General features: G+C 64.4%; 17 protein-coding genes. 5 read left to right on the top strand and 12 right to left on the bottom strand.

The features are described 5' to 3' along the window. Positions 1-4: 4 nt before the first annotated feature. The 11 genes from xrtA to MNBBLIKP_RS13530 form a co-directional block, all read right to left on the bottom strand. The gene (gene xrtA / locus MNBBLIKP_RS13580) at positions 5-1,561 is read right to left on the bottom strand and encodes an exosortase A (protein WP_088310787.1); all 1,557 of its coding nucleotides are present in this window, start codon (positions 1,559-1,561) and stop codon (positions 5-7) included. Further along, positions 1,551-2,792, bottom strand: a complete 1,242-nt coding sequence (locus MNBBLIKP_RS13575; protein ID WP_088310786.1) for a TIGR03087 family PEP-CTERM/XrtA system glycosyltransferase — start codon at positions 2,790-2,792, stop codon at positions 1,551-1,553. Before MNBBLIKP_RS13575 ends, xrtA begins: the two co-directional genes overlap by 11 nt. Further along, positions 2,789-3,865: a FemAB family XrtA/PEP-CTERM system-associated protein gene (locus tag MNBBLIKP_RS13570; RefSeq protein ID WP_088310785.1), complete on the bottom strand. Its 1,077-nt coding sequence runs from the start codon at positions 3,863-3,865 to the stop codon at positions 2,789-2,791. Before MNBBLIKP_RS13570 ends, MNBBLIKP_RS13575 begins: the two co-directional genes overlap by 4 nt. Next, entirely contained in the window at positions 3,862-4,734 is an 873-nt protein-coding gene (locus tag MNBBLIKP_RS13565; protein WP_088310784.1) for an XrtA system polysaccharide deacetylase, read from the bottom strand. Before MNBBLIKP_RS13565 ends, MNBBLIKP_RS13570 begins: the two co-directional genes overlap by 4 nt. 25 nt (positions 4,735-4,759) lie before the next feature. After that, positions 4,760-5,953, bottom strand: a complete 1,194-nt coding sequence (locus MNBBLIKP_RS13560) for an XrtA/PEP-CTERM system-associated ATPase (RefSeq protein ID WP_088310783.1) — start codon at positions 5,951-5,953, stop codon at positions 4,760-4,762. A 20-nt stretch (positions 5,954-5,973) separates the two neighbouring features. Beyond that, positions 5,974-7,719: a preprotein translocase subunit YajC gene (locus MNBBLIKP_RS13555; protein WP_088310782.1), complete on the bottom strand. Its 1,746-nt coding sequence runs from the start codon at positions 7,717-7,719 to the stop codon at positions 5,974-5,976. 2 nt (positions 7,720-7,721) lie between these two features. Beyond that, the gene (locus tag MNBBLIKP_RS13550) at positions 7,722-8,816 is read right to left on the bottom strand and encodes a P-loop NTPase (RefSeq protein WP_088310781.1); all 1,095 of its coding nucleotides are present in this window, start codon (positions 8,814-8,816) and stop codon (positions 7,722-7,724) included. Between the two features lie 10 nt (positions 8,817-8,826). Beyond that, entirely contained in the window at positions 8,827-10,353 is a 1,527-nt protein-coding gene (locus tag MNBBLIKP_RS13545) for an XrtA system polysaccharide chain length determinant (protein ID WP_088310780.1), read from the bottom strand. Positions 10,354-10,375: 22 nt separating this feature from the next. Continuing rightward, a complete protein-coding gene (locus MNBBLIKP_RS13540; protein WP_088310779.1) occupies positions 10,376-11,020 on the bottom strand; it encodes an XrtA/PEP-CTERM system exopolysaccharide export protein in 645 nt (214 codons plus the stop codon). 183 nt (positions 11,021-11,203) lie between these two features. After that, positions 11,204-12,430, bottom strand: a complete 1,227-nt coding sequence (locus tag MNBBLIKP_RS13535) for a pyridoxal-dependent decarboxylase, exosortase A system-associated (RefSeq protein WP_088310778.1) — start codon at positions 12,428-12,430, stop codon at positions 11,204-11,206. Next, positions 12,427-13,938, bottom strand: coding sequence for an AMP-binding protein (locus MNBBLIKP_RS13530; RefSeq protein ID WP_088310777.1), 1,512 nt, complete (start codon positions 13,936-13,938; stop codon positions 12,427-12,429). The genes MNBBLIKP_RS13535 and MNBBLIKP_RS13530 overlap by 4 nt, the downstream gene beginning before the upstream one ends. Positions 13,939-13,972: 34 nt before the next feature. On the opposite strand from MNBBLIKP_RS13530, the gene MNBBLIKP_RS13525 reads away from it, so the two are divergent. The 4 genes from MNBBLIKP_RS13525 to MNBBLIKP_RS13510 are packed head-to-tail and all read left to right on the top strand — an operon-like array spanning position 13,973 to position 16,788. Further along, complete coding sequence (locus MNBBLIKP_RS13525; protein ID WP_088310776.1) at positions 13,973-14,986, top strand: GNAT family N-acetyltransferase; 1,014 nt, start codon at positions 13,973-13,975, stop codon at positions 14,984-14,986. Between the two features lie 43 nt (positions 14,987-15,029). Beyond that, positions 15,030-15,293 carry an acyl carrier protein gene (locus MNBBLIKP_RS13520; RefSeq protein ID WP_088310775.1) on the top strand — a complete coding sequence of 88 codons (264 nt, stop codon included), beginning with the start codon at positions 15,030-15,032 and terminating at the stop codon, positions 15,291-15,293. Beyond that, positions 15,290-15,970 (top strand): hypothetical protein, encoded by a 681-nt coding sequence (locus MNBBLIKP_RS13515; protein ID WP_088310774.1) that lies wholly within the window; start codon positions 15,290-15,292, stop codon positions 15,968-15,970. Before MNBBLIKP_RS13520 ends, MNBBLIKP_RS13515 begins: the two co-directional genes overlap by 4 nt. After that, positions 15,967-16,788, top strand: a complete 822-nt coding sequence (locus MNBBLIKP_RS13510) for a hydrolase 1, exosortase A system-associated (protein ID WP_088310773.1) — start codon at positions 15,967-15,969, stop codon at positions 16,786-16,788. Before MNBBLIKP_RS13515 ends, MNBBLIKP_RS13510 begins: the two co-directional genes overlap by 4 nt. A 115-nt stretch (positions 16,789-16,903) precedes the next feature. Here the strand turns inward: MNBBLIKP_RS13510 and trxB are convergent, their stop codons facing one another. Then, the gene (trxB, locus tag MNBBLIKP_RS13505; protein WP_088310933.1) at positions 16,904-17,854 is read right to left on the bottom strand and encodes a thioredoxin-disulfide reductase; all 951 of its coding nucleotides are present in this window, start codon (positions 17,852-17,854) and stop codon (positions 16,904-16,906) included. A gap of 174 nt (positions 17,855-18,028) precedes the next feature. Here trxB and MNBBLIKP_RS13500 point away from each other — a divergent pair, with 174 nt between their 5' ends. Next, positions 18,029-18,751 carry a hypothetical protein gene (locus MNBBLIKP_RS13500; protein ID WP_088310772.1) on the top strand — a complete coding sequence of 241 codons (723 nt, stop codon included), beginning with the start codon at positions 18,029-18,031 and terminating at the stop codon, positions 18,749-18,751. The last annotated feature ends 14 nt before the right edge of the window (positions 18,752-18,765 follow it).

Raw genomic sequence — 18,765 nt, 5'->3', positions numbered from 1 at the left:
GCGCCTAGCGAAGGCTGGCCATGCGGTCCATCCACGGCGCAAGTTCGCCGGTGGACAGCCGGAAGGCTTCAAGTGCGCGGGCCGGATCATGCCCGGGGCGGGCCTCGGCAGACAGGATCAGCATGGTCGTCGGCCGGGCGCGCAGCAACAGCCGGTCCGAGATATTGGTCAGCTTGAGCCGCGCGATGCTGCCGCCCAGCATGTCGCCGCTGCGGTACCACGTCTGAGCGATCCGCACGACTTTGCCTTGCGCGAGCAGCCGTTCAGAGCGCGCGGGCGGCGCCGGCGGACCATCGCCCTGCCACGACCAGTCACTGTCAGGCCGCAAGGTTCCTTCGCCAAACCCACCGGCTTCCTTGCCTTCATCCTGCGCCGAATAGAGCGCGACAAACACGTCCACTTCATTCCCCGCGGCATCGGCATAGCGGCCCAGCAATCGATGATCGGCCCCGCTCGCGCGCGGTTCCCACCAGACTTGCGGGCGGTAATCGACCCGCTGCCAGCCCGGCACTTCGGGCAGATATATCTGCTTCGGCAGCGGGGCAGAGAGCCCGTCTGCCGCACGGGCCCAGGCTTGTCCCCCCAGCACCAGCGCGCCGGTAATCAACAGGCCGCCAAGCACGGGAATACCCGATCTGGCCAGTCGGGCAAGGCGCGGGTCCGCATCAATCCGGGCCGCATCAATCATCGGATCATCGATCGCGCGGTCAAAAAAGCGCCATGACAGGCCCAGCACCGCCGCGATCACCACCGCGAAGAATATCCAGCCATAGATGATGTGATCGATCCCGGCGGCCTTTTCCACGCCGACATATTGCGCGGCAAAAATTGTCCCCCAGGCCCGCACCCCGTTCGCCAGGATCGGCGCGGCCAGGCACAGTGCCATAAAGGCAAGCCGCCGCCGCCAGGACTTGAAGCAAACATTGCAAACCAGCACACCCAGCGCGATCATCGCGATCAGGAACTTCACTCCCGAACAGGCCTCAGCCACTTCGAACAACCCGGCCGGGGTATCGATGAACACCCCGTCGATCTTGGCGGGAGTTCCACTCAAGTGAACCAGCGCGATCGTAATCTTGGCCGTGATCATCTGCAACAGAGGCACCAGTTCGTCCCCGAACGGCACCAGAAAGGCGCTGTAGCACAGCGGAAACCAAAGCCCTGCCCCCACTCGCGGCCCCAGTAGCAGCAGTGCAGTCGCAGGCAGCAGCGCAACCGCGCCGGTCTGGCGAAACAGGTCGAACCCGGCGAATGCGCCAAGGACCCAAACCAGCACGGCCCCGGCCACCAATACCAGCCCTGGCCACCAGGGATGCGGAGCAAGCTTGCGCAGTTCTGGCAAGCGCAGCCAGACCAGCCATCCCAGGATCGCAGGCACCAGCAGCACGTGGTTATAGGTCGAGCTATCCCACCACTGTGCGAACATCTTGCCCCAGTCCGCCGCAAACAGGGCGATCAGGGCAAGCCAGACACCGCCCAGCAACAACAGCGCGCGCCGCCACGGATCTGCGGCCAGCGCCGCCCGGGCTTCGCCCTCGGTCAGGATCGTTTCAGGCGGCATGGCGCGTTTTACTTGCGGGCCGCCCAAGCAGTTCGGGCAAAGGCGCGAGCATCGCGGCCCAGCTCATCTCGTCGACCACAAAGCGGCGGGCGCTATCACCGATACTGGCGCGCAGCTGTGGGCTGGCAGCCAGTTTGATCACCGCTTCGGCCAGTTCGGCATCACAATCGCAAACCAGAAAATCGCGCCCGTCCTGCGCCGCGATCCCCGTTGCCGCGCCGCTCGACAGGACCACAGGCAAGCGCATTGCCATGGCTTCCAGGACCTTGTTCTGAATGCCCCGGGCAATATCCAGCGGGACCAAGGCAAGATCGGCTCCGGCTAGCCAGCAACGGATATCTTCAACCGCACCCCAGACATGCACACCCTCTTGCCCGTCAAGCGCCATGAGAGCGGGGCCAGGATTGCGGCCGACGACGTGAAAGGTAGCGTCCGGGCAGGATTGCCGCACCAATGGCAGAATCGAGCGCGCAACGCGCAGCGCGGCATCGATATTTGGGGCATAGTCCATCTGACCGGTGAAGATCAGGCGTGGCCCCTGCTTGGCCAGCAGGCGCGGTTCAGGCAGCACGAGATCGGGGTCAAACGTGACTGCATCGATACCGTTACGCAAACCGCGCACGTCACAGCTTGCCCGATCTTCTGGTGAAAGCCGGGCCGCGAACAGCGCTGCTTCCTCTGGTGAAACGAGCAGGCTAACTTTGGCCCGGCGCGCCAGCTTCGCTTCTTCCGCGCGCAGCAGCCGGGCTTCGCGGGCATGGATCCAGCGCATCGGCCATGCCGATTTATCAGCATAGGCTTCGAACTTGGCGGAATCGACATCCACGAAATCAAACAGCACGCGGCCCTTGAAGCCAGCGGGAATATATTGCCCCATCTGACTGGAAAAGGCGACGATCGTGTCCACTGGCCGTTCCGCCAGGACGATCTGGACATAACGCGCCAGGTCAGGGTGGTAAAAAGCCGGTCCGCTTACCGGCTGGCCGGTAGCGAGCGCTTCCGCCCCAGCCCGCCAGAGCGGCTTGGTCCGGCTGACCAGACAATGACTAGTGGCGAGCTCCGCCAGTTCGGCCTCACAATCCATGTCCTTGGGATCATCGGCCAGGGTTGCCACGTGGACCGGGGCAAGCGCAGCCAGGCCCTTTAGCAGATGGTGCGAACGGATCTTGTCGCCACGGTCGGGCGGAAAGGGGATGCGGTGCGCCAGGAACAGGATTTCGCCGCCACTCACGCCAGCCCTCGCGCAATATGCGGGCCGATCAGGTTGGCGATTGGCAAGGGCAGCCGCTTCCACAGTTCGATCTTGGCCGAATTGCCAGCACTGGTCGGATCGGCATCGCGTGCCTCGGCGCCCGGCGCGGTCCACATGGCATAGCCCAGTGGTTCCGGCTCAAACCCCCAGTTGCGCTTGAAATCATAGGCCCCGCTGCCGGTCTTGGATCGGCCGAAATCGAACCGATCGCAGCCGCGCCAACGCGCATGGAGCATCAGTTCGTAATACATCCGGTCATTCGCCCGCAGCCGCCGCGCGGCAAAAGTGCCCCCGCCCCAATAGGGCATCACCGCGCCCTGGTGATACAGCGAAAGGACCGAGGCAACCGGTGCGCCCTGGTGCCAAACGGTCAGCACGTCCGCATCCCCGCCAAAGGCATCGAGCACTTCACCAAACAGGCTGCGCGGGAATACCGGAGTGCCCAGATTGCGCACGCTTTCAGCATAGACGGCATAGTGCGCGGCGCGGTCATCAATGTCGGACCCCACCGTCACCTGAAGGTCATTCGCCAGCCCCTTGCGCACTTCGGCGCGCTGTTTGCGGGGGATCGCGGTCAGTTGCGCATCGTCATCGGCGGCGAGCAGGGTGACGAAGCCGCAATGCGAATCGAACCGCACCTTCCAGCCCTCACGCCCTTTGGGCAGCGGGCCACCGCGCAGCTCTATCGACGGGCAGGAACGGCGCAGGGCCAGCTCTTCCGCCGCAGCAAACAAGGCTTTGGCATCGGCGGGCCGCGCAGCCAGCACGCCGCCACCAACCGCGAAACCGCTCGACACCAGCACCCGCCCGAACACCGGCGAATGGGCTTCGAGCAGCGGCAGGTAAGCGGCCAGTTCGCCGCGGCGTTCCAGCACCAGCGCCAAGGCCCGGTTGCCGGTGCCGCGCGCTACTGCGCTCAGCCAGGCAGGGCGATGAAAGGCGGTGCCATCGGACTGTTCAGCGACGAAAGCCTCAAGCCGCCGCGCCTCGTTGGGGTCGGTCAGGTCGAGCTGGCTTACGGCCAGAGTCGCCGGTTCGAACGGCGCGTTCATGCAGCCAGCTCCGTCGCCTGCGATGCTTCGCGCGTGGCGATCATGTCCATCCGGCCCCACTCGAAATCACCGATCAGCTGTTCCAGCTTGTCGGCCATTCCCGCGAGGTTGGTGTAGTGCCGCAGCTTTGATTTGATCGGCGCATTGGCTACCCGCGGCTGGCGCGGGTCGATTTCCCACGGGTGGAAATAGAATACGGCCGGGCGATGCTCCTGCCGATTGACCTGACGGATTGCCCAACGCGAAAAGGCATAGGGCAGCACGCGAAAGAACCCCCCACCCCCGGCGGCCAGCCGCTTTCCGGCGAACAGGGCCGTCGTGACCGGGATTTCCAGCATCCGCGACCACGGCAAAGGCCGAAAGGCGAACCGTGGAGCCTCGCGCCAGCCATAGTGATCGTGGACGATCGGGGCGACGCTGGAGGAATATTCAAAGCCCTGCTCGTGCAGCGCCATATAGGCCCAGGGCGTGCGGTGATCGATCGAGAAGCTGGGCGCGCGATAGCCGGTGATGCGGACCCCGCTAGCATCCTCCAGCACCTTGCGGCTGCGTTCCAGATCGCGTGCGAACAGCTGCTGGTCCATGGTGAAGACCCGGGCGTGGTCCCAGCCGTGGCTGGCCAATTCGTGCCCTTGCTCGACAATCCGGCGCATCAGCGGTCCGTGACGCTGGGCCACCCAGCCGAGCGTGAAGAACGTGGCCTTCACGTCCAGCCGGGCGAACATGTCCAGAATGGCCAGACAGTTGTTTTCCACCCGCGAATCGAGTGAATCCCAGTCCAGCTTGTCGATCACCCCTTCAAAGGCGCCGACCTGGAACCAGTCCTCGACATCGACCGACAGGCCGTTGACCACCGGAGCATGCGACATGCGACCTTCGCCCTTTCCGGTTGGATCAGGCGGCGGCGCGCTGGGCGTCGTCGCTCTCGATCCATTCGATCAGCATGGTCAGCGTCTGGCGGATGGTGACTTCCTGTTCGGCCATCTTGGCTTCCAGCGCGGCGAACTTGGCCTCAAGCGCGGCCATCGCGGCGGGAGCGGCCTGATCGGCCACCACCACCGGTGCGGCTTCGCGTTCATTCGCCAGTTCGATCACGGCCTGCTGAAGTTCCACGATCTGCGCGTCACGCTCGGCCAGCAGGGCATGGAGCTGGGACAGGGCGACAACCTCCACCGCCGGAGCGGCAGGGGCAGCAGCAAAAGCCTGCGGCGCGGGAGCGGCAACGGGGGCAAGCTCAGGCTCGGGCTTGCGCTCGGGGCGCTTGAGCTGAAGCGTGCCGTCCAGTTCCAGCTCTTCCAGCACCTGGCTCAGCATTGCGCCATCGATCCGGCTGCGCTGTTCGACCGCGCCCAGCATCATCAGGCGGTTGCAGATCTGGTTGATCCGGCGCGGAACCCCGCCCGAAACTTCGTACAGTTCGGTAAACACGCGCTGGTCGAACTGCGGATTGCCGGTCCAGCCGACGCATTTCAGGCGGTGTTCGATATAGGGCTGCACTTCGGCCAGATCCATCGCCTCAAGGTGATGGGCGGCGATCACGCGCTGGCGCAGCTGTTCCAGTTGCGGATGGTCCTGGATCATGTCGCGGAATTCCGGCTGGCCCAGCAGCAGGGTCTGGAGCAGCGGGTGCGCGCCCAGCTGGAAGTTGGACAGCATGCGCAGCTCTTCCAGCGCGTCAAAACCCAGGTTCTGGCTTTCGTCCACCACCAGCAGGCAGCGGCGGCCGGCGCGAGCCTCGTCATGCAGGAAGGCTTCGATCGCGCCGAGTGCGCTCGCCTTGTCATGCCCGTCAACGATCAGGCCGAAAGCCTGCGCGACGACATGGACCAGTTCCTCGGCATCGAGTTTGCTGGTGACGATCTGCGCCGCAGTCAACCGTGCCGGATCAATCGTTGCCATCAGGTGCGCGACCAGCGTGGACTTACCCGCGCCGACCTCGCCAGTGATCACCACAAAGCCTTCGCCCTGGGCCAGACCATACGACAGATAGGACAGCGCCTTGCGGTGGGTCAGGCTTTCAAAATAGAACGTCGGATCCGGCGTAAGCTGGAACGGCCGCCCGGTGAGCCCGTAAAAATCGTTGAACATCAGATTTGCTCCTTCAGGGCTCAGAACGAGTAGCGCACGCCAACCATGGCCTGGGTAGACCAGATGTCGTCGAGCTGTTCGCGGCTTACGCCATCGAGGCCAACCGCTGCGGTGGCTGACAGGTGGCTGGTGATCGAGCGGTAATAGGCCGCCGTTGCACCAACGCCGCGCATGTCGCCGATTGCGGCATCGCCGGGCTGGTACCAGTTGGCATAGACGTTGGTCGAGAAGCTCGACGCGCGGTCAATCCGGCCGCTCAGATAGGCGGAGAGCCAGTAGTTTTCGTCGATCACGCCATTGGCTGCCGCCAGCACCGTGCCCGGCGCGCCAATGAATTTGCGCCGGTCATACCCGCCCCCGATTCCGTACTGGATCCGGTCGCCCGCGTGGTTGTAGGATGCCATCACCCCGCGCGAACGGAACACCGAGCTGCGCACCGAGGCGAGCGCGGAACCGATACACGGGCTCTGCCCGCTGCCCACCGCCCCATCCGCGGCGACGCAGGTGTTGAGGTTGCCGTTGAACGGATTGCGCACCGCCTGGAACTGGGTCGGCGTGTTGGCCAACGCATTGTTGAGCTGACCGCCAAAGCCCGAGATCGTGTCATAGACCGATACGTTCATGCTGGTCCGGCTGTTGGGCGCATAGGCAAAGCTGCCGTAGTAAGTGGTCGAGCCATAGCGCCGCCCGACATGCGCCTCGAGCGCGGTCCGGCGGCTGGGACGCCACATCACGCCTGCATCCCAGATCAAGCCTTCAACATCATAGGCCATCTGGCGCGGCGAGGCATTATCGGTGACATACCGTCCATCCGTGCCCACCACCGCAGCGCCGGTGATCGGATCACGCACGGCATCCTTGCTGGAGATCTGGACCTTTTCCCAGCCCACGCCGCCAACCAGCGACAAGTCGTTGCCAAGCGGCAGCGTGGCGTCAGCCCTTGCGTGGAAATCCTCGACGCGCTGCTTGAGATTGGAAATGTCTTCACGGTTATAGCCCGCGCCCACACCCAGCCCGACCGGCAGCAGATCGCCTGCCTTGGTTCCGGCATGGATCGTCGCGTTGTGAACCACAGAGTCATCGAACAGATCGATCTGCGGCTGTCCGGCCGCAACCGGAATGACGTTGGGGCTTTCGACGCGGTTGTAGCCGATCCGGTAGGCCCCGTTGATCGCCACGTCCCCGGCGCGGGTGGTCAGAGTCGGTCCGGCATAGACCGAATAGATCTGAGTCACCGAATCCCCGAACGCCAGACCGCCGCTGGAAAGTGCGCCGTTGTTCTCCACCGCGTTGCGGGCAGCCATGGCCCCCGCGTCAATCTTCAGCGTCCCCGGTACCACGGCAGAGGAAACCCGCGCGATCCCGCTGACAGCGTTGCTGTCCTGGGCCTTGCTGCCCCAGCCAAACCGGCGTTCATAACGGACCGAGATCGACCCCTGGTTGTTGCGTCCGCCAAGCGCGGCATCGACCCCGGCGGCGAGCACTGAATAGGTCAGGGTTTCATTCCCCGGCTTCAGTTCGGCGAAGGCGACCTGCTGCGCTTCGATATAAGGCGTGATCTTGACCCGCTGCTTGCCCGAACGGCGCGGCGTATCGGCATCATCGCCTTCTTCGCCGGAGTCAGCCTCCTGACTGCCACGCGACGCGCTTGAGCCGCCACCGGTCATGTCGCCATAAGGCAGCGACTGGGCCTGGGCGAGCGAGGGCACAACTGCGGTCATCACCGCAGCAAACGAAAGCAGATTGCAAGCAAGGGGTGACTTCATGGTCAACCTCCATATCCATAGTAGGAGCCAAAGCGGCGACCGCTGGGGCTGAAGTGGACGGCATTCAAAAGCAGTTGGATGTTCGGACAGGCCGAAAGCAGCGATACCGCGTCTTCCAGCGAGCCCTGTCCGGTCTTGTCGCAGCGCGCGACCAGCACGGCCTGGCCGACATATTTGGCCAGTTCCGCAGCGGGTGATGCGGCGAGTGCTGGCGGGGAATCGAAAATCACGATCCGGTTCGGCGCACCCTGGGTCAGCCGGTCGAGCACGTCGCGGGTGCGATTGCTGGACAGGTATTCGGTGTCGGACGTGGTGGCATTGCCCGCGGGCAAGACCCACAGACCGGCAATGTCGGTGCCGATCACGCATTGGGCCACGTCGATGTCAGGATCGACCAGCGCGTCCATCAACCCCGGCCCGCCAGGCAGGCCCAGCATCGAGAGGACCGAAGGCTTGGCAAAGTCTGCATCGACCAACAGCACTTCGCTCTCCTTTTCAGCCGCAATCGCCAGCGCGAGATTGACCGAGGTAAAGCTTTTGCCCTCACCCGGATGCGGCGAGCAGATCAGGATCCGCTGTGCTTCCAGCCCCATGCCCTGCTGGCGCAGCTGCGAAGCATTGAGCAATAGCTGGCGCTTGACGATGCGGAACTCTTCGAGCAGCGCGGTCACGCTGCCTTCGGGCACAATCAAGCCCTGGTCGCGCAGATGCTGGCGGCGCACCGGATGACGATCTCCCCGGAATACGACCGGAGCCGCGCCTGGCTGCTGCACCGCCGGTACTTGCGCCGGGGCAGCGATCACTTCAGGCTCAACCACTTCGGGCACAGGTGCCGCAGGTGCAGGTGCGGCCGCAGCCGGTGCGTGCACGGGCTCAGGCGCAGCAGGGGCCTCGGCCACGGGCGTGACCACGGCTTCTTCCACCACTTCGTCAGCGCGGCGATAGCGGCGGCGCTTGGACACGGGCGGGACCAGTTCCTGCGGAATCGGCGCAGGCGCCAGCTTCACCAGGTCATAATTGCGCACCACGCGCTCGATCAGAGTCGATTTGGCGTCGGCGTTGTCGTCGGGGACGGGGATCTTGGTGTGTTCGGTCATGTCCGTCCTCTCACGCCACGCGGGCCCGCTGGAAGAATTCGATCGCCAGCAGCAGGACGAACAGGCCGCCCAGCACGCCCGACGAGGCGTAGAACATCTTCAGACGCTTGCGCTGCAAGGCGCGGCCGCTTTCGGTCAGCGTACGGCTGACCGCGCCGAGCACAGGCAGGCCGAGCGAGCGCTCAAGCTTGGACGTGGTGGCGAAAGTCGAGCGCAGCTGGCCAACCGCGAAAGCAGTGGCCGCACCGGCGCCAAGCCCCACCACCAGCACTGCGAACAACAGCAGCGGACGATTGGGCGCGACCGGCGAGCGCGGCGTGGTCGGCGGATCGATCACCTGGAACTTGATGGCCGAATGCTCGGTCTCCACTTGCCCGCGCAGGCGCAGTTCTTCGCGGTCCTGCAGGAGCTTGTCGTACTGCTGCTTGAGCACGTCGTAATCTCGGTTGATGCGCTGCTGTTCGGCGGCGACTTCCGGATTGCTGATCTGCTGGCTGGTGATCCGGGCAACATCCGATTGCAGGGCCGCGCGCCGGGCGCTGAGCGCCTGGACGTTGGCCTGACGCTCAGCCAGGATCGACTGGAGCGAGCTGTACGCCGGGTTGGGCGTTCCCACCGCTCCGCCGCCGCCTTCGGACGCGGCTGCACCGCGCAGGGCGTTGACCTGGTTCTTGGCGGCGATCACATCAGGATGGTTTTCAGTCAGCCCGCGCGAACGCATGGCCGAAAGCTGTGCCTGTGCTTCGGCCAGAGCGCCGCGCGCCCCGCCAACTGCGCCGGGCGCACCGGCGATGGTCTTGGGCGTGCCGGCCAGCTGGCCGTTGATCGAGGCAAGCGCGCTTTGCGCTGCCGCCAGATCGGCATCGATCCCGCGCATTTCGGCGCGGCTCTGTTCCAGCTTCTGCAGCACCGACAGGCCGCCCTGGGCCATGTCCGGATTCTGCGCTTCAAAGGCGAGCCGCTTCTGCTCGGCCGCTTCCAGTTCCTTCTGGCGCGTGGCAAGCTGCTGGTTCATGAAATCGAGCGACTGGCTCATTTCGCCGCGGTTGCCGGCCAGGTTTTCCTCGCGGAAGATGTCGATCATCTTCTGGACAATGTCCTGGGCAATCTTGGCATTGGCCGCGTCGCTGTTGCCGCCATCACCATAGGTCGCCGTGATCTCGAACAGGTTTTCCTGCGCGCTTTCGACCTTGATCTTCTTGCCCAGGCCCAGCACCGCGCCTTCCATCTGCTTGGGCGTGGTGATTTCCTCGCCGATGGACGTGCTGCGGATCACCTTTTCCAGGTTGATCGCACTGGTCAGCGTCTGGCGGACCCGGTCGATGTCACCCTTCTGGTTGCTCTTGATACCGATCTGCTGGGCCAGCACATCGTCCAGCTGAACGAAAATGCGCGCGCGCGATTCGTAGCTGTTGGGGACCATGGCTACCACCAGCCAGCCCAGCACGCTTACAGCCCAGGCCACCCCCAGCACGATCCAGCGGCGGTGCCAGACCGAATAGAGCGCCGAGCGCAATTCATCATAGATGTTGTTCATCGTCTGCCCCCGGGCCCCTTCCTCAGAACGAGCTTTCAGGGATGATGATCACGTCACCCGGCATCAGCATGACATTGGCCTTGCTTTCGCCCTTCTTGAGCAGATCACCCAGCCGCAGTGCGAATTCCTTTTGCCGTCCGGATTCCTTGTCGAACCGGATCAACCGCGCCTTGTTGCCGGCGGCATATTCGCTGAGGCCGCCCACCGCGATCATAGCGTCGAGCAGCGTCATATTGGCGCGGTAGGGGATCGAGGCAGGCTTGCCAGTGGCGCCGACCACCCGGACCTGCTGGCTGAAGGTGCCCGCAAACTTGTTCACGATCACCGAAACCAGCGGTTCCTGGATGTACTGCGAAAGCTGCAGGGTGATGTCGTCGGCCAGCATCTTTGGCGTCTTGCCCACGGCCGGCATATCAGTGATCAGCGGCGTGGTGATCCGCCCGTCGGGCCGAACCTGAACCTGCGCACCCAATTCCGGATTGCGCCAGACGAAGATCGTCAGTTCATCCAGCGGGCCGATCACATATTCCTCGCCCGGGCCTTCCTGCATCGCCACGAAGCTGGCGGGCGGCAGCTGCGGGCCGCTCGACACTCCGGCGCAGCCCGTCAGCGCCATGCTCAGCACAGCGCTGCCAGTCAGCAGTTTGGCGAAACGGTTGATCGGCATTCGGCGTTCCTTCACAGGTGCCGAGCCTTGCCCTGGGGTGCACATCCCACACGCAAGCCCGGCTATTCAGGCTGCGGTATCGGCAAAAAGGGTGAATATTGCGTTAGCCTTGACCGTAGATTCCCGGAGTCAGGCGGGAATTTTGGCCATGGTCCCGATCTGGGACAGGGTCAGCGGGTCTGGTTAAACCAGCATTTCCCGTGCCGGCCCCTGCCCCAGGAAATTGGCCGGAGAGGCACTGGCGCCATAGGCTCCGGCGCAGAATACCGCGACCAGATCGCCTGCTTCTGCACGCGGGAAATGGCCCTTGTCAGCCAGACGGTCGAGCGGGGTGCACAAACAGCCGACCACGCTCGCCTCTTCCTCTGGCTCCGCTGAAAAGCGCGATGCAATCGCCACCGGGTAGTTGCGGCGCACAACGGTGCCGAAATTGCCAGAAGCTGCCAACTGATGATGCAGCCCGCCATCGGTGACCAGATAGGTCTCGCCATGGCTGACCTTGCGGTCGACGATCCGGGTCAGATAGACCCCGGCTTCACCTACCAGATAGCGGCCCAGTTCGATGCAGAACTGTGTTTCCGCCAGTTCGGGGGGGAGCGCGGCGAACCCTTCGCCCAGGCGCGCGCCGACCAGTGCCAGGTCAACCGGCTCATCGCCCGGGAAATAGGGGATTCCCAGCCCGCCGCCCAGGTTGCAATGCGGCAGCGCCACGCCGCTTTCCTGTGCCAGCCGGGTTGCGAGGGCGAGCGTCTGCCCCTGAGTTTCGGCAATCGCTTCTGCCCCCAGCGCCTGACTGCCCGCAAAGATATGAAATCCGCGCCATTCCGCCCCGCTGGCGATGATCTGGCGGGCGAGTGCGGGCACGCGTTCGGCATCCACGCCAAACGGCTTGGCCCCGCCGCCCATCTTCATGCCCGAGCCCTTCAGGTCAAAATCCGGGTTGACCCGGATCGCCAGCCGCGGGGTGATCCCCAGCCGTTCGGCGATGGCCAGCGCGCGCGCGGCCTCACCTTCGGATTCAAGGTTAAGCGTTACTCCGGCGGCAATGGCCGCCTCCAGCTCCGCATCGCGCTTGCCCGGCCCGGCAAAGCTGACCCGCTTTGGGTCAATCCCGGCCGAGGTGACCATGGTGAGTTCCCCGCCCGAAGCGATGTCAAACCCATCGACCAGTCCGTCCATCGCCGCCAGAACCGGCCCGAACGGATTGGCTTTCACCGCATAGTGCAGCGCCAATCGCGATGGCATGGCTGCCCGCAGATCGGCCACGCGCCGGGCGATCAGATCGCGCGAATAGACGAACAGTGGCGTGCTGCCCGCCTCTGCCACCAGATCGGATGCCTTGCGTCCGGCAATCGCCAGTTCGCCATCCAGCGCGGTAAAACCGGGGGGGATCGGGCCGAGCGGCTTCATGCGGCAAGCTCCTGATACAGCCCTGTGCGATCGATCTTGCCATTGGGCGAAATCGGCATCGCGGTGCGCCAATGGATTTGTTTGGGTTGCATAAAATTCGGAAGTTCTTTCAGCAAGATACGCGGCAATTCGGCTTCGGCATCCACGGCACTCGTTGCCGCCCTCACCACCAGATGAACGGCATGGCCAAGCCGTGCATCGGGAATGCCCAAAGCTACCGCCTCGGCCACCAGCCCGCTGGCCAGCGCGGCCTCTTCTATTTCCTGCGGGCTGATCCGGTTGCCGGCACTCTTGATCATCGCATCGCGCCGCCCGGCGAAATAGAGCAAGCCATCCGCATCGCGCCGCACCCGGTCGCCCGACCAGACCGCAATGCCGCCATAATGCGACGCAGCAGGGGCTGGTTTGAAGCGTTCGGCAGTGCGCTCTGCATCCTGCCAGTACCCCTGCGCCACCAGCGGGCCGCAGTGGACCAGTTCGCCTTCTTCGCCGTCCGCCGCGATCTGCCCGGCATCGTTCACCACCAGAATCTCGGCGTGGGGGATTGCCTTGCCCATCGAGGTCGGATGGCTGTCAATCAAAGCCGGATCGAGGAAGGTCGAACGGAACGCTTCGGTCAGCCCATACATCGCAAACAGACGCGCCTGCGGGAACTGCGCGCGAAGACGCTTGACGAGGCCCGGGGTCAGGGCCCCGCCCGAATTGGTCAGTCTCCGCAACTTTGCCGCAACATCTGCAGGCCAGTCGAGCTCGGCCAGTTGCACCCACAGCGGGGGCACGCAGGCAAGCGTAGTGACGTCATGGCGCTGAATGGCCTTCACCACATCGCGCGGGGTCAGATAGTCGAGCGGGACGACACTTCCCCCCGCAAACCAGTGCGACAGCAGCTGATTTTGCCCATAGTCGAACGACAGCGGCAGCACTGCCAAGGCGCGGTCATCGGCCTTGAGTTCAAGATAGGTCGCAACGCTTTGCGCCCCCAGCCACATGTTTGCGTGGCTCAGCATCACCCCCTTGGGGCGGCCGGTGGAGCCGCTGGTATAGAGAATCGCAGCAAGCTCATCCGGATCGACTGCGGACGGGGGCAGCAGCGGCCCCTCCATCGGTTCGCCTTCGCCCAGCACCGCGCAGCCCACGGGCAGGTCTCCGGGCTCCAGCGAGGTCAGCCGCGCCGGGGTGCCGATCAGCAGACTTGCCTCGCTGTCCGCAAGGATATGTGCCACTTGCGCGCGCTTCAGCAGCGGGTTGATCGGGACGTGGACCAGCCCCGCCCGGGCTGCGGCGAGCGGCATCAGGCAGGTCAGCGCACCTTTTGCTGCCCAGGTCGCGACCCGCGCACCGCGCTGGGGCACTTGCCCGCTGAGCCAGCCCGCCATGGCAGCGACACGATCCCTTAAGTCCTTGTAGCTATAGGTCCCCTCGCGCAGCACCAGTGCAGGGGCCTGATCCTCACCCCGCAGCGCGAGATGGTCCAGCGGACAGATCGCGGTGGAGAACGGGTCAGGCAAGCGGCAGGTGCTCCGGCAAGGGGGTTGAAATCAGTTGATCAGCGTCACCTATCACGATGATCTTAAAGAAGTGCAAGCCGATGCACCACTGGCCGCGCTGCTCAGCGCGCCCAGTGCCCGCTCGCCGTTTGACCGGCTGGAATGGTGGCAGGGCTTGACCACAATCTGCGACCTGTTCCCGCTGATCGCAGTGATCCATCACGGCAATGAGCGGGGCGTCATGCCGCTGCTGCGCAAGGCGCGTCAGGTCCATTGCCTGACCAATTGGTACAATTTCCGCGTCAGCCCGCTGTTCAGCGCAGGCGCAGATCAGGCTGCAATGCTGGCTGAACTGGCCAGCGACCTTCCGGGCCAGACCCCGCATCTGGTGCTGTCCCCGTTGCCTGACGAAAACGGTGAGACCACGGCTTTGGCCAAGGCGCTGCGTCAGGCCGGATGGGTGACTTTCGTCGAGCAATGCGACGTCAATCACATCCTGCCGGTTCAAGGCCGCACTTATGCCGAATACCTCGCCGGACGTCCCGGTCAGGTCCGCACCACCCTGAAACGCAAGGCCAGCAAGGTCGAGATCCGGATCGAAACCGCGTTCAACCCCGATAGCTGGGCCGCCTACGAAACAATTTATGCGCAAAGCTGGAAAGGCGAGGAAGGCAGTCCTGCGTTCCTGCGCCGCTTTGCCGAGCAGGAAGGCAAGGCCGGGCGCTTGCGGCTGGGGCTGGCACTCGCAGATGGCGAACCGGTCGCTGCGCAGTTCTGGACGGTTGAGCATGGCACCGCTTTCATTCACAAGCTGGCCCATACCGAAGCCAGCAAGCCGCTTTCCCCCGGCACCACCCTCACCGCCGCACTGTTCGAGCAGGTAATCGACCGCGACCACGTCGATCTGGTCGATTTCGGCACTGGCAATGATCCCTACAAGCGCGACTGGATGGAGCAGCTTCGTCCGCGCTACCGGATCGAAGCCTTCCGCCCCCGCTGGCCCGGAACCTGGCCCGCAATCGCCCGCAAGGCACTGCGCCGCCTTGTGCCGAGCCGCGCGCATGGCTAGAGGCCCCACAAAGGCCCGGCCGCCGCGCGATCAGGAATTCACAATGCGTTCGAAGACCGACAAGCAACTCCGCAAGATACTTACCGAAGTTCTGGGCCTGAAGCCCGGGCAGGCGGATCATTTCGAACTGGATACCGGACTGTTCGGCCATCTGCCCGAACTCGATTCGATGGCCGTGGCCGGCCTGTTGACCGAAATGGAAGACCGGCTGGACATCATCATCGAAGATGACGAGGTGGATGGTGAGCTGCTGGAAACCTACGGCGCCTTGCTCGCCTTTGCCGAAGGCAAGCGCGGGGACGCGTGAAGCCGGCCAGCTATCCCTTTGCCCTGCCCCATTGCGGCCTCGCGCAGGAATATGCGCTGAGCTTTGATGTGGCGCGCGAACGGCGGGTGCTGGTGATCCCAGCCCTGTTCGATGAAGGCCACAAATTGCGCCGCCTGTGCGTGGAAGTGATGCGCCGGCTTGATGCCAGCGGGATCGACAGCATGCTGCCCGATCTGCCCGGCACCGGCGAAAGCGAACAGGAACTGTCCGCAATCGCACTGGAGGATTGGGCCAGCGCGATGTCGGCGGCGGCCAACACTTTTGGCGCAACCCACGTTCTGGCAGTGCGCGGTGGCGGGTTGCTGCTGCCTGAGGGGCTGCCCGGCTGGCACTATGGCCCGGTCAAAGGCGCCAGCCAGCTGCGCACCTTGCTTCGCGCCCGCACTCTTGCCGCACGCGAAGCCGGGCGTGAGGAAAGCGTCGATACTCTGCTGACCGAAGCGCAGGAACGCGGGATCGAATTGGCCGGATACCGCCTGTCCGCCGCGATGACAGCGGGCTTGCAGGCTGCCCTGCCCGTCCCGCGCATGGGGGTGCAGGTGATCGAACAGGACATGCTGGGTGGCAGCCCACTGTGGCTGCGTGCCGAGCCTGATGACGATGCCGATCAGGCCGACGCCCTGGCCGCTGTAATTGCGATGGGGATCAAGGCATGACCCGCCGCCATTTCACTTTCGGCTGCGATGGCGAAACGCTGGTCGGTTCGCTCGACACCGCGCCCGCGACCACCGGGCTGCTGATCGTCAGCGGCGGGAATGAGACACGCAGCGGTCCGTGGGACAGCCAAACCCAGATCGCGGCCAAGATTGCCGCAGCAGGCTTTCCCGTGCTGCGGTTCGACCGGCGCGGGGTGGGCGACAGTTCGGGCGAAAACGGCACTTTCACCACCAGCGCGCCCGATATCGCCGCCGCATTGCAAGCCTTCCGCGCGCATGTGCCGACGTTGAAGCGCATCGTCGCTTTCGGCAATTGCGATGGGGCCAGCGCGCTGATGCTGGCGCAAGGCGCGGGACTCGACGCTCTGGTGCTGGCCAACCCCTGGACGTTCGAGCCCGAGCCCGAGCCCGAGCAAGCACCAGAAGCCGAAGCCGAGCCGGAACCCACGCCGATGCCGCCATCGGTGCTGCGCCGCCACTACCTCAAACGGCTGACCGATCCGCGCGCCGTGTGGCGGCTGCTGACCGGCAAGGTCGAAGTCCGCAAAATGGCCTCATCGCTGGTCGATGCGGTCAAAAGCGATGCCCCGCCCAGTTCGCTGGCACAGCAGATGGCCGAGGGATTGGCGGCGTTTCCGGGACCGGCCACGATCCTGCTGGCCGAAAACGACCGCACCGCACAGGCTTTTCTAGCCAACTGGGACAAGCACGACGCAAGGCTGCGCAAGTGCCCGGAGGCAAGCCATTCGTTTGTTGAACCGCAAGCGCGGATCTGGCTGCAAGGGCAGCTTCTGGCGGCGCTGCGGGGCCTGTCCTAACTCAATCACCACAGTCCGTTCGTGTCGAGCGCAGTCGAGACACGCCAACCCTGAGCGAGGTGTCTCGACTTCGCTCGACACGAACGGATGGTGGCTGAATTGGGGTGGAAATATCCTACCCCCGCGCCAGAAACTCGCGTTCCGCCACGAACCGTTCCGCATCCAGCGCGGCCATGCAGCCCGTTCCGGCAGCCGTCACGGCCTGACGATAGGTGTGATCCATCACGTCCCCGCAGGCGAACACGCCGGGGATCGCGGTTTTGGGAGTGCCGGGCTGGACCACCAGATAGCCGCCCGCATCGACTTCCAGCTTACCCTTGAACAGTTCGGTCGAAGGCGCATGGCCGATCGCAACGAAAGCGCCGTCGCACGGCTCGACCGAGCTTTCCCCGGTCACCGTGTCCTTCAGCGCCACGCCGGTCAGGCCCGTATCCCCGCCAACAAAGTGATCGACCGCCTTGTTCCACAGCACCTTGATGTTGGGATGCGCCAGCAGCCGGTCCTGCAGGATCTTTTCGCTGCGCAATGTGTCACGGCGGTGGATCAGGGTGACGTCCTGCGAATGGTTGGTGAGGTACAGCGCCTCTTCCACGGCGGTATTGCCCCCGCCGATCACGACGACTTTCTTGCCGCGATAGAAGAACCCGTCGCATGTCGCGCAAGCCGAAACACCCTTGCCCGACAGTTCCTGTTCGCCCGGCACACCCAGCCACTTGGCCGCCGCGCCGGTGGCAATCACCAGCGTTTCGCCTTCATAGACATCGCCGCTGTCCCCGATCGCGCGGAACGGCGGGCCGGACAGATCCACTTCGGTGATCGTGTCCCACAGCATCCGCGTGCCGACGTGTTCGGCCTGGGCCTGCATTTCCTGCATCAGCCACGGACCCTGGATCACATCGCGAAAGCCAGGATAGTTCTCCACATCGGTAGTGATGGTCAGTTGTCCGCCCGGTTGCAGACCCTGCACCACGATCGGCTGCAATCCGGCGCGCGCGCCATAGATCGCGGCGGAAAGCCCGGCCGGGCCGGAACCGATGATCAGCATGCGGGTGGTGTGGGTGGTCATCGTGGAGCTACCTTGAACTGGGCTGATATATGCCGCAGCCAGATAGGGTTCCGTGCCGCGATTGGCCAGAGCGCGCAGACGATTTTCCAGCGCTTTTGCCCCTGACAAGTGCCCCGCACACCCCGCTTGCAAGAGCAACTTGTCCGCATTAGCGCACAGGAAACGGAGGGCAGAGTGAAACAGACTATCAAGGCCGCACTGCTGACCCTTGCCTTGCTCGCGCCGACTGCAGCCTGGGCGGCGCCCGGCCTGGGCGGCGAAATCTATGGCGCCACTGTTTCGCCCGGCGAATTTGAGCTGGAAAGCCGGTATGATGCTCTCGCCGGCGGACCTGATGATGGCGAGGACATGCTCAAGCTGGAAATGGGCTATGGCCTGTCAAAGCGCTTGCGGGTTGGCTTGCAGGGTGAATTTGAACGGGAGCCGGGCGGACCGCGCAAGGCGGAAGAACTTGGGATCGAGGCGATCTATACCTTGGGGCGGGTCGGCGGAATCGATCTGGCGCTGTACGGTGAATATGCGATCGGACTGGACGGCCCGGACAAATTGGAAACCAAGCTGCTGCTGCAACACCGCCCCGGCCCGTTCGACCTGCGGTTAAACCTGATCGCCGAAAAGGAGCTGGTCAGCGGGGCCAGGATCGAACTGTCTTATGCGGCACAAGCCGATGTGGCCGTGGCCGGTGACTTGCGGGTGGGCGTTCAGGCCTTTGGCGATCTCGGCACGTTTGACCGGGTCTTCCCCGCAGCAGGACACATGGTCGGCCCGGTGATCAGCACCGAAGTGGAAGGGCTGGGGCCCGAATTGCAGCTTGAGGCGGGCTATCTGTTTGCGCTGGGCACCACGCGGCAGGATACCAAAGGGCAATTCCGGCTGGCGCTGGAGCTTGAGTTCTGAACCCCGATTGACCT

It is taken from the genome of Novosphingobium sp. B 225 (assembly GCF_002198665.1).
Taxonomy (GTDB): Bacteria; Pseudomonadota; Alphaproteobacteria; order Sphingomonadales; family Sphingomonadaceae; genus Novosphingobium.
The sequence above is the reverse complement of the archived record's forward strand: the minus strand, read 5'-3'. Positions and strand labels throughout refer to the sequence as shown.

Coding starts and splice junctions, on each gene's coding strand:
- xrtA (WP_088310787.1), bottom strand. CDS start 1,561: ATGCCGCCTGAAACGATCCTGACCGAGGGCGAAGCCCGGGCGGCGCTG.
- MNBBLIKP_RS13570 (WP_088310785.1), bottom strand. CDS start 3,865: ATGAACGCGCCGTTCGAACCGGCGACTCTGGCCGTAAGCCAGCTCGAC.
- MNBBLIKP_RS13565 (WP_088310784.1), bottom strand. CDS start 4,734: ATGTCGCATGCTCCGGTGGTCAACGGCCTGTCGGTCGATGTCGAGGAC.
- MNBBLIKP_RS13560 (WP_088310783.1), bottom strand. CDS start 5,953: ATGTTCAACGATTTTTACGGGCTCACCGGGCGGCCGTTCCAGCTTACG.
- MNBBLIKP_RS13555 (WP_088310782.1), bottom strand. CDS start 7,719: ATGAAGTCACCCCTTGCTTGCAATCTGCTTTCGTTTGCTGCGGTGATG.
- MNBBLIKP_RS13550 (WP_088310781.1), bottom strand. CDS start 8,816: ATGACCGAACACACCAAGATCCCCGTCCCCGACGACAACGCCGACGCC.
- MNBBLIKP_RS13545 (WP_088310780.1), bottom strand. CDS start 10,353: ATGAACAACATCTATGATGAATTGCGCTCGGCGCTCTATTCGGTCTGG.
- MNBBLIKP_RS13540 (WP_088310779.1), bottom strand. CDS start 11,020: ATGCCGATCAACCGTTTCGCCAAACTGCTGACTGGCAGCGCTGTGCTG.
- MNBBLIKP_RS13535 (WP_088310778.1), bottom strand. CDS start 12,430: ATGAAGCCGCTCGGCCCGATCCCCCCCGGTTTTACCGCGCTGGATGGC.
- MNBBLIKP_RS13520 (WP_088310775.1), top strand. CDS start 15,030: ATGCGTTCGAAGACCGACAAGCAACTCCGCAAGATACTTACCGAAGTT.
- MNBBLIKP_RS13510 (WP_088310773.1), top strand. CDS start 15,967: ATGACCCGCCGCCATTTCACTTTCGGCTGCGATGGCGAAACGCTGGTC.
- trxB (WP_088310933.1), bottom strand. CDS start 17,854: ATGACCACCCACACCACCCGCATGCTGATCATCGGTTCCGGCCCGGCC.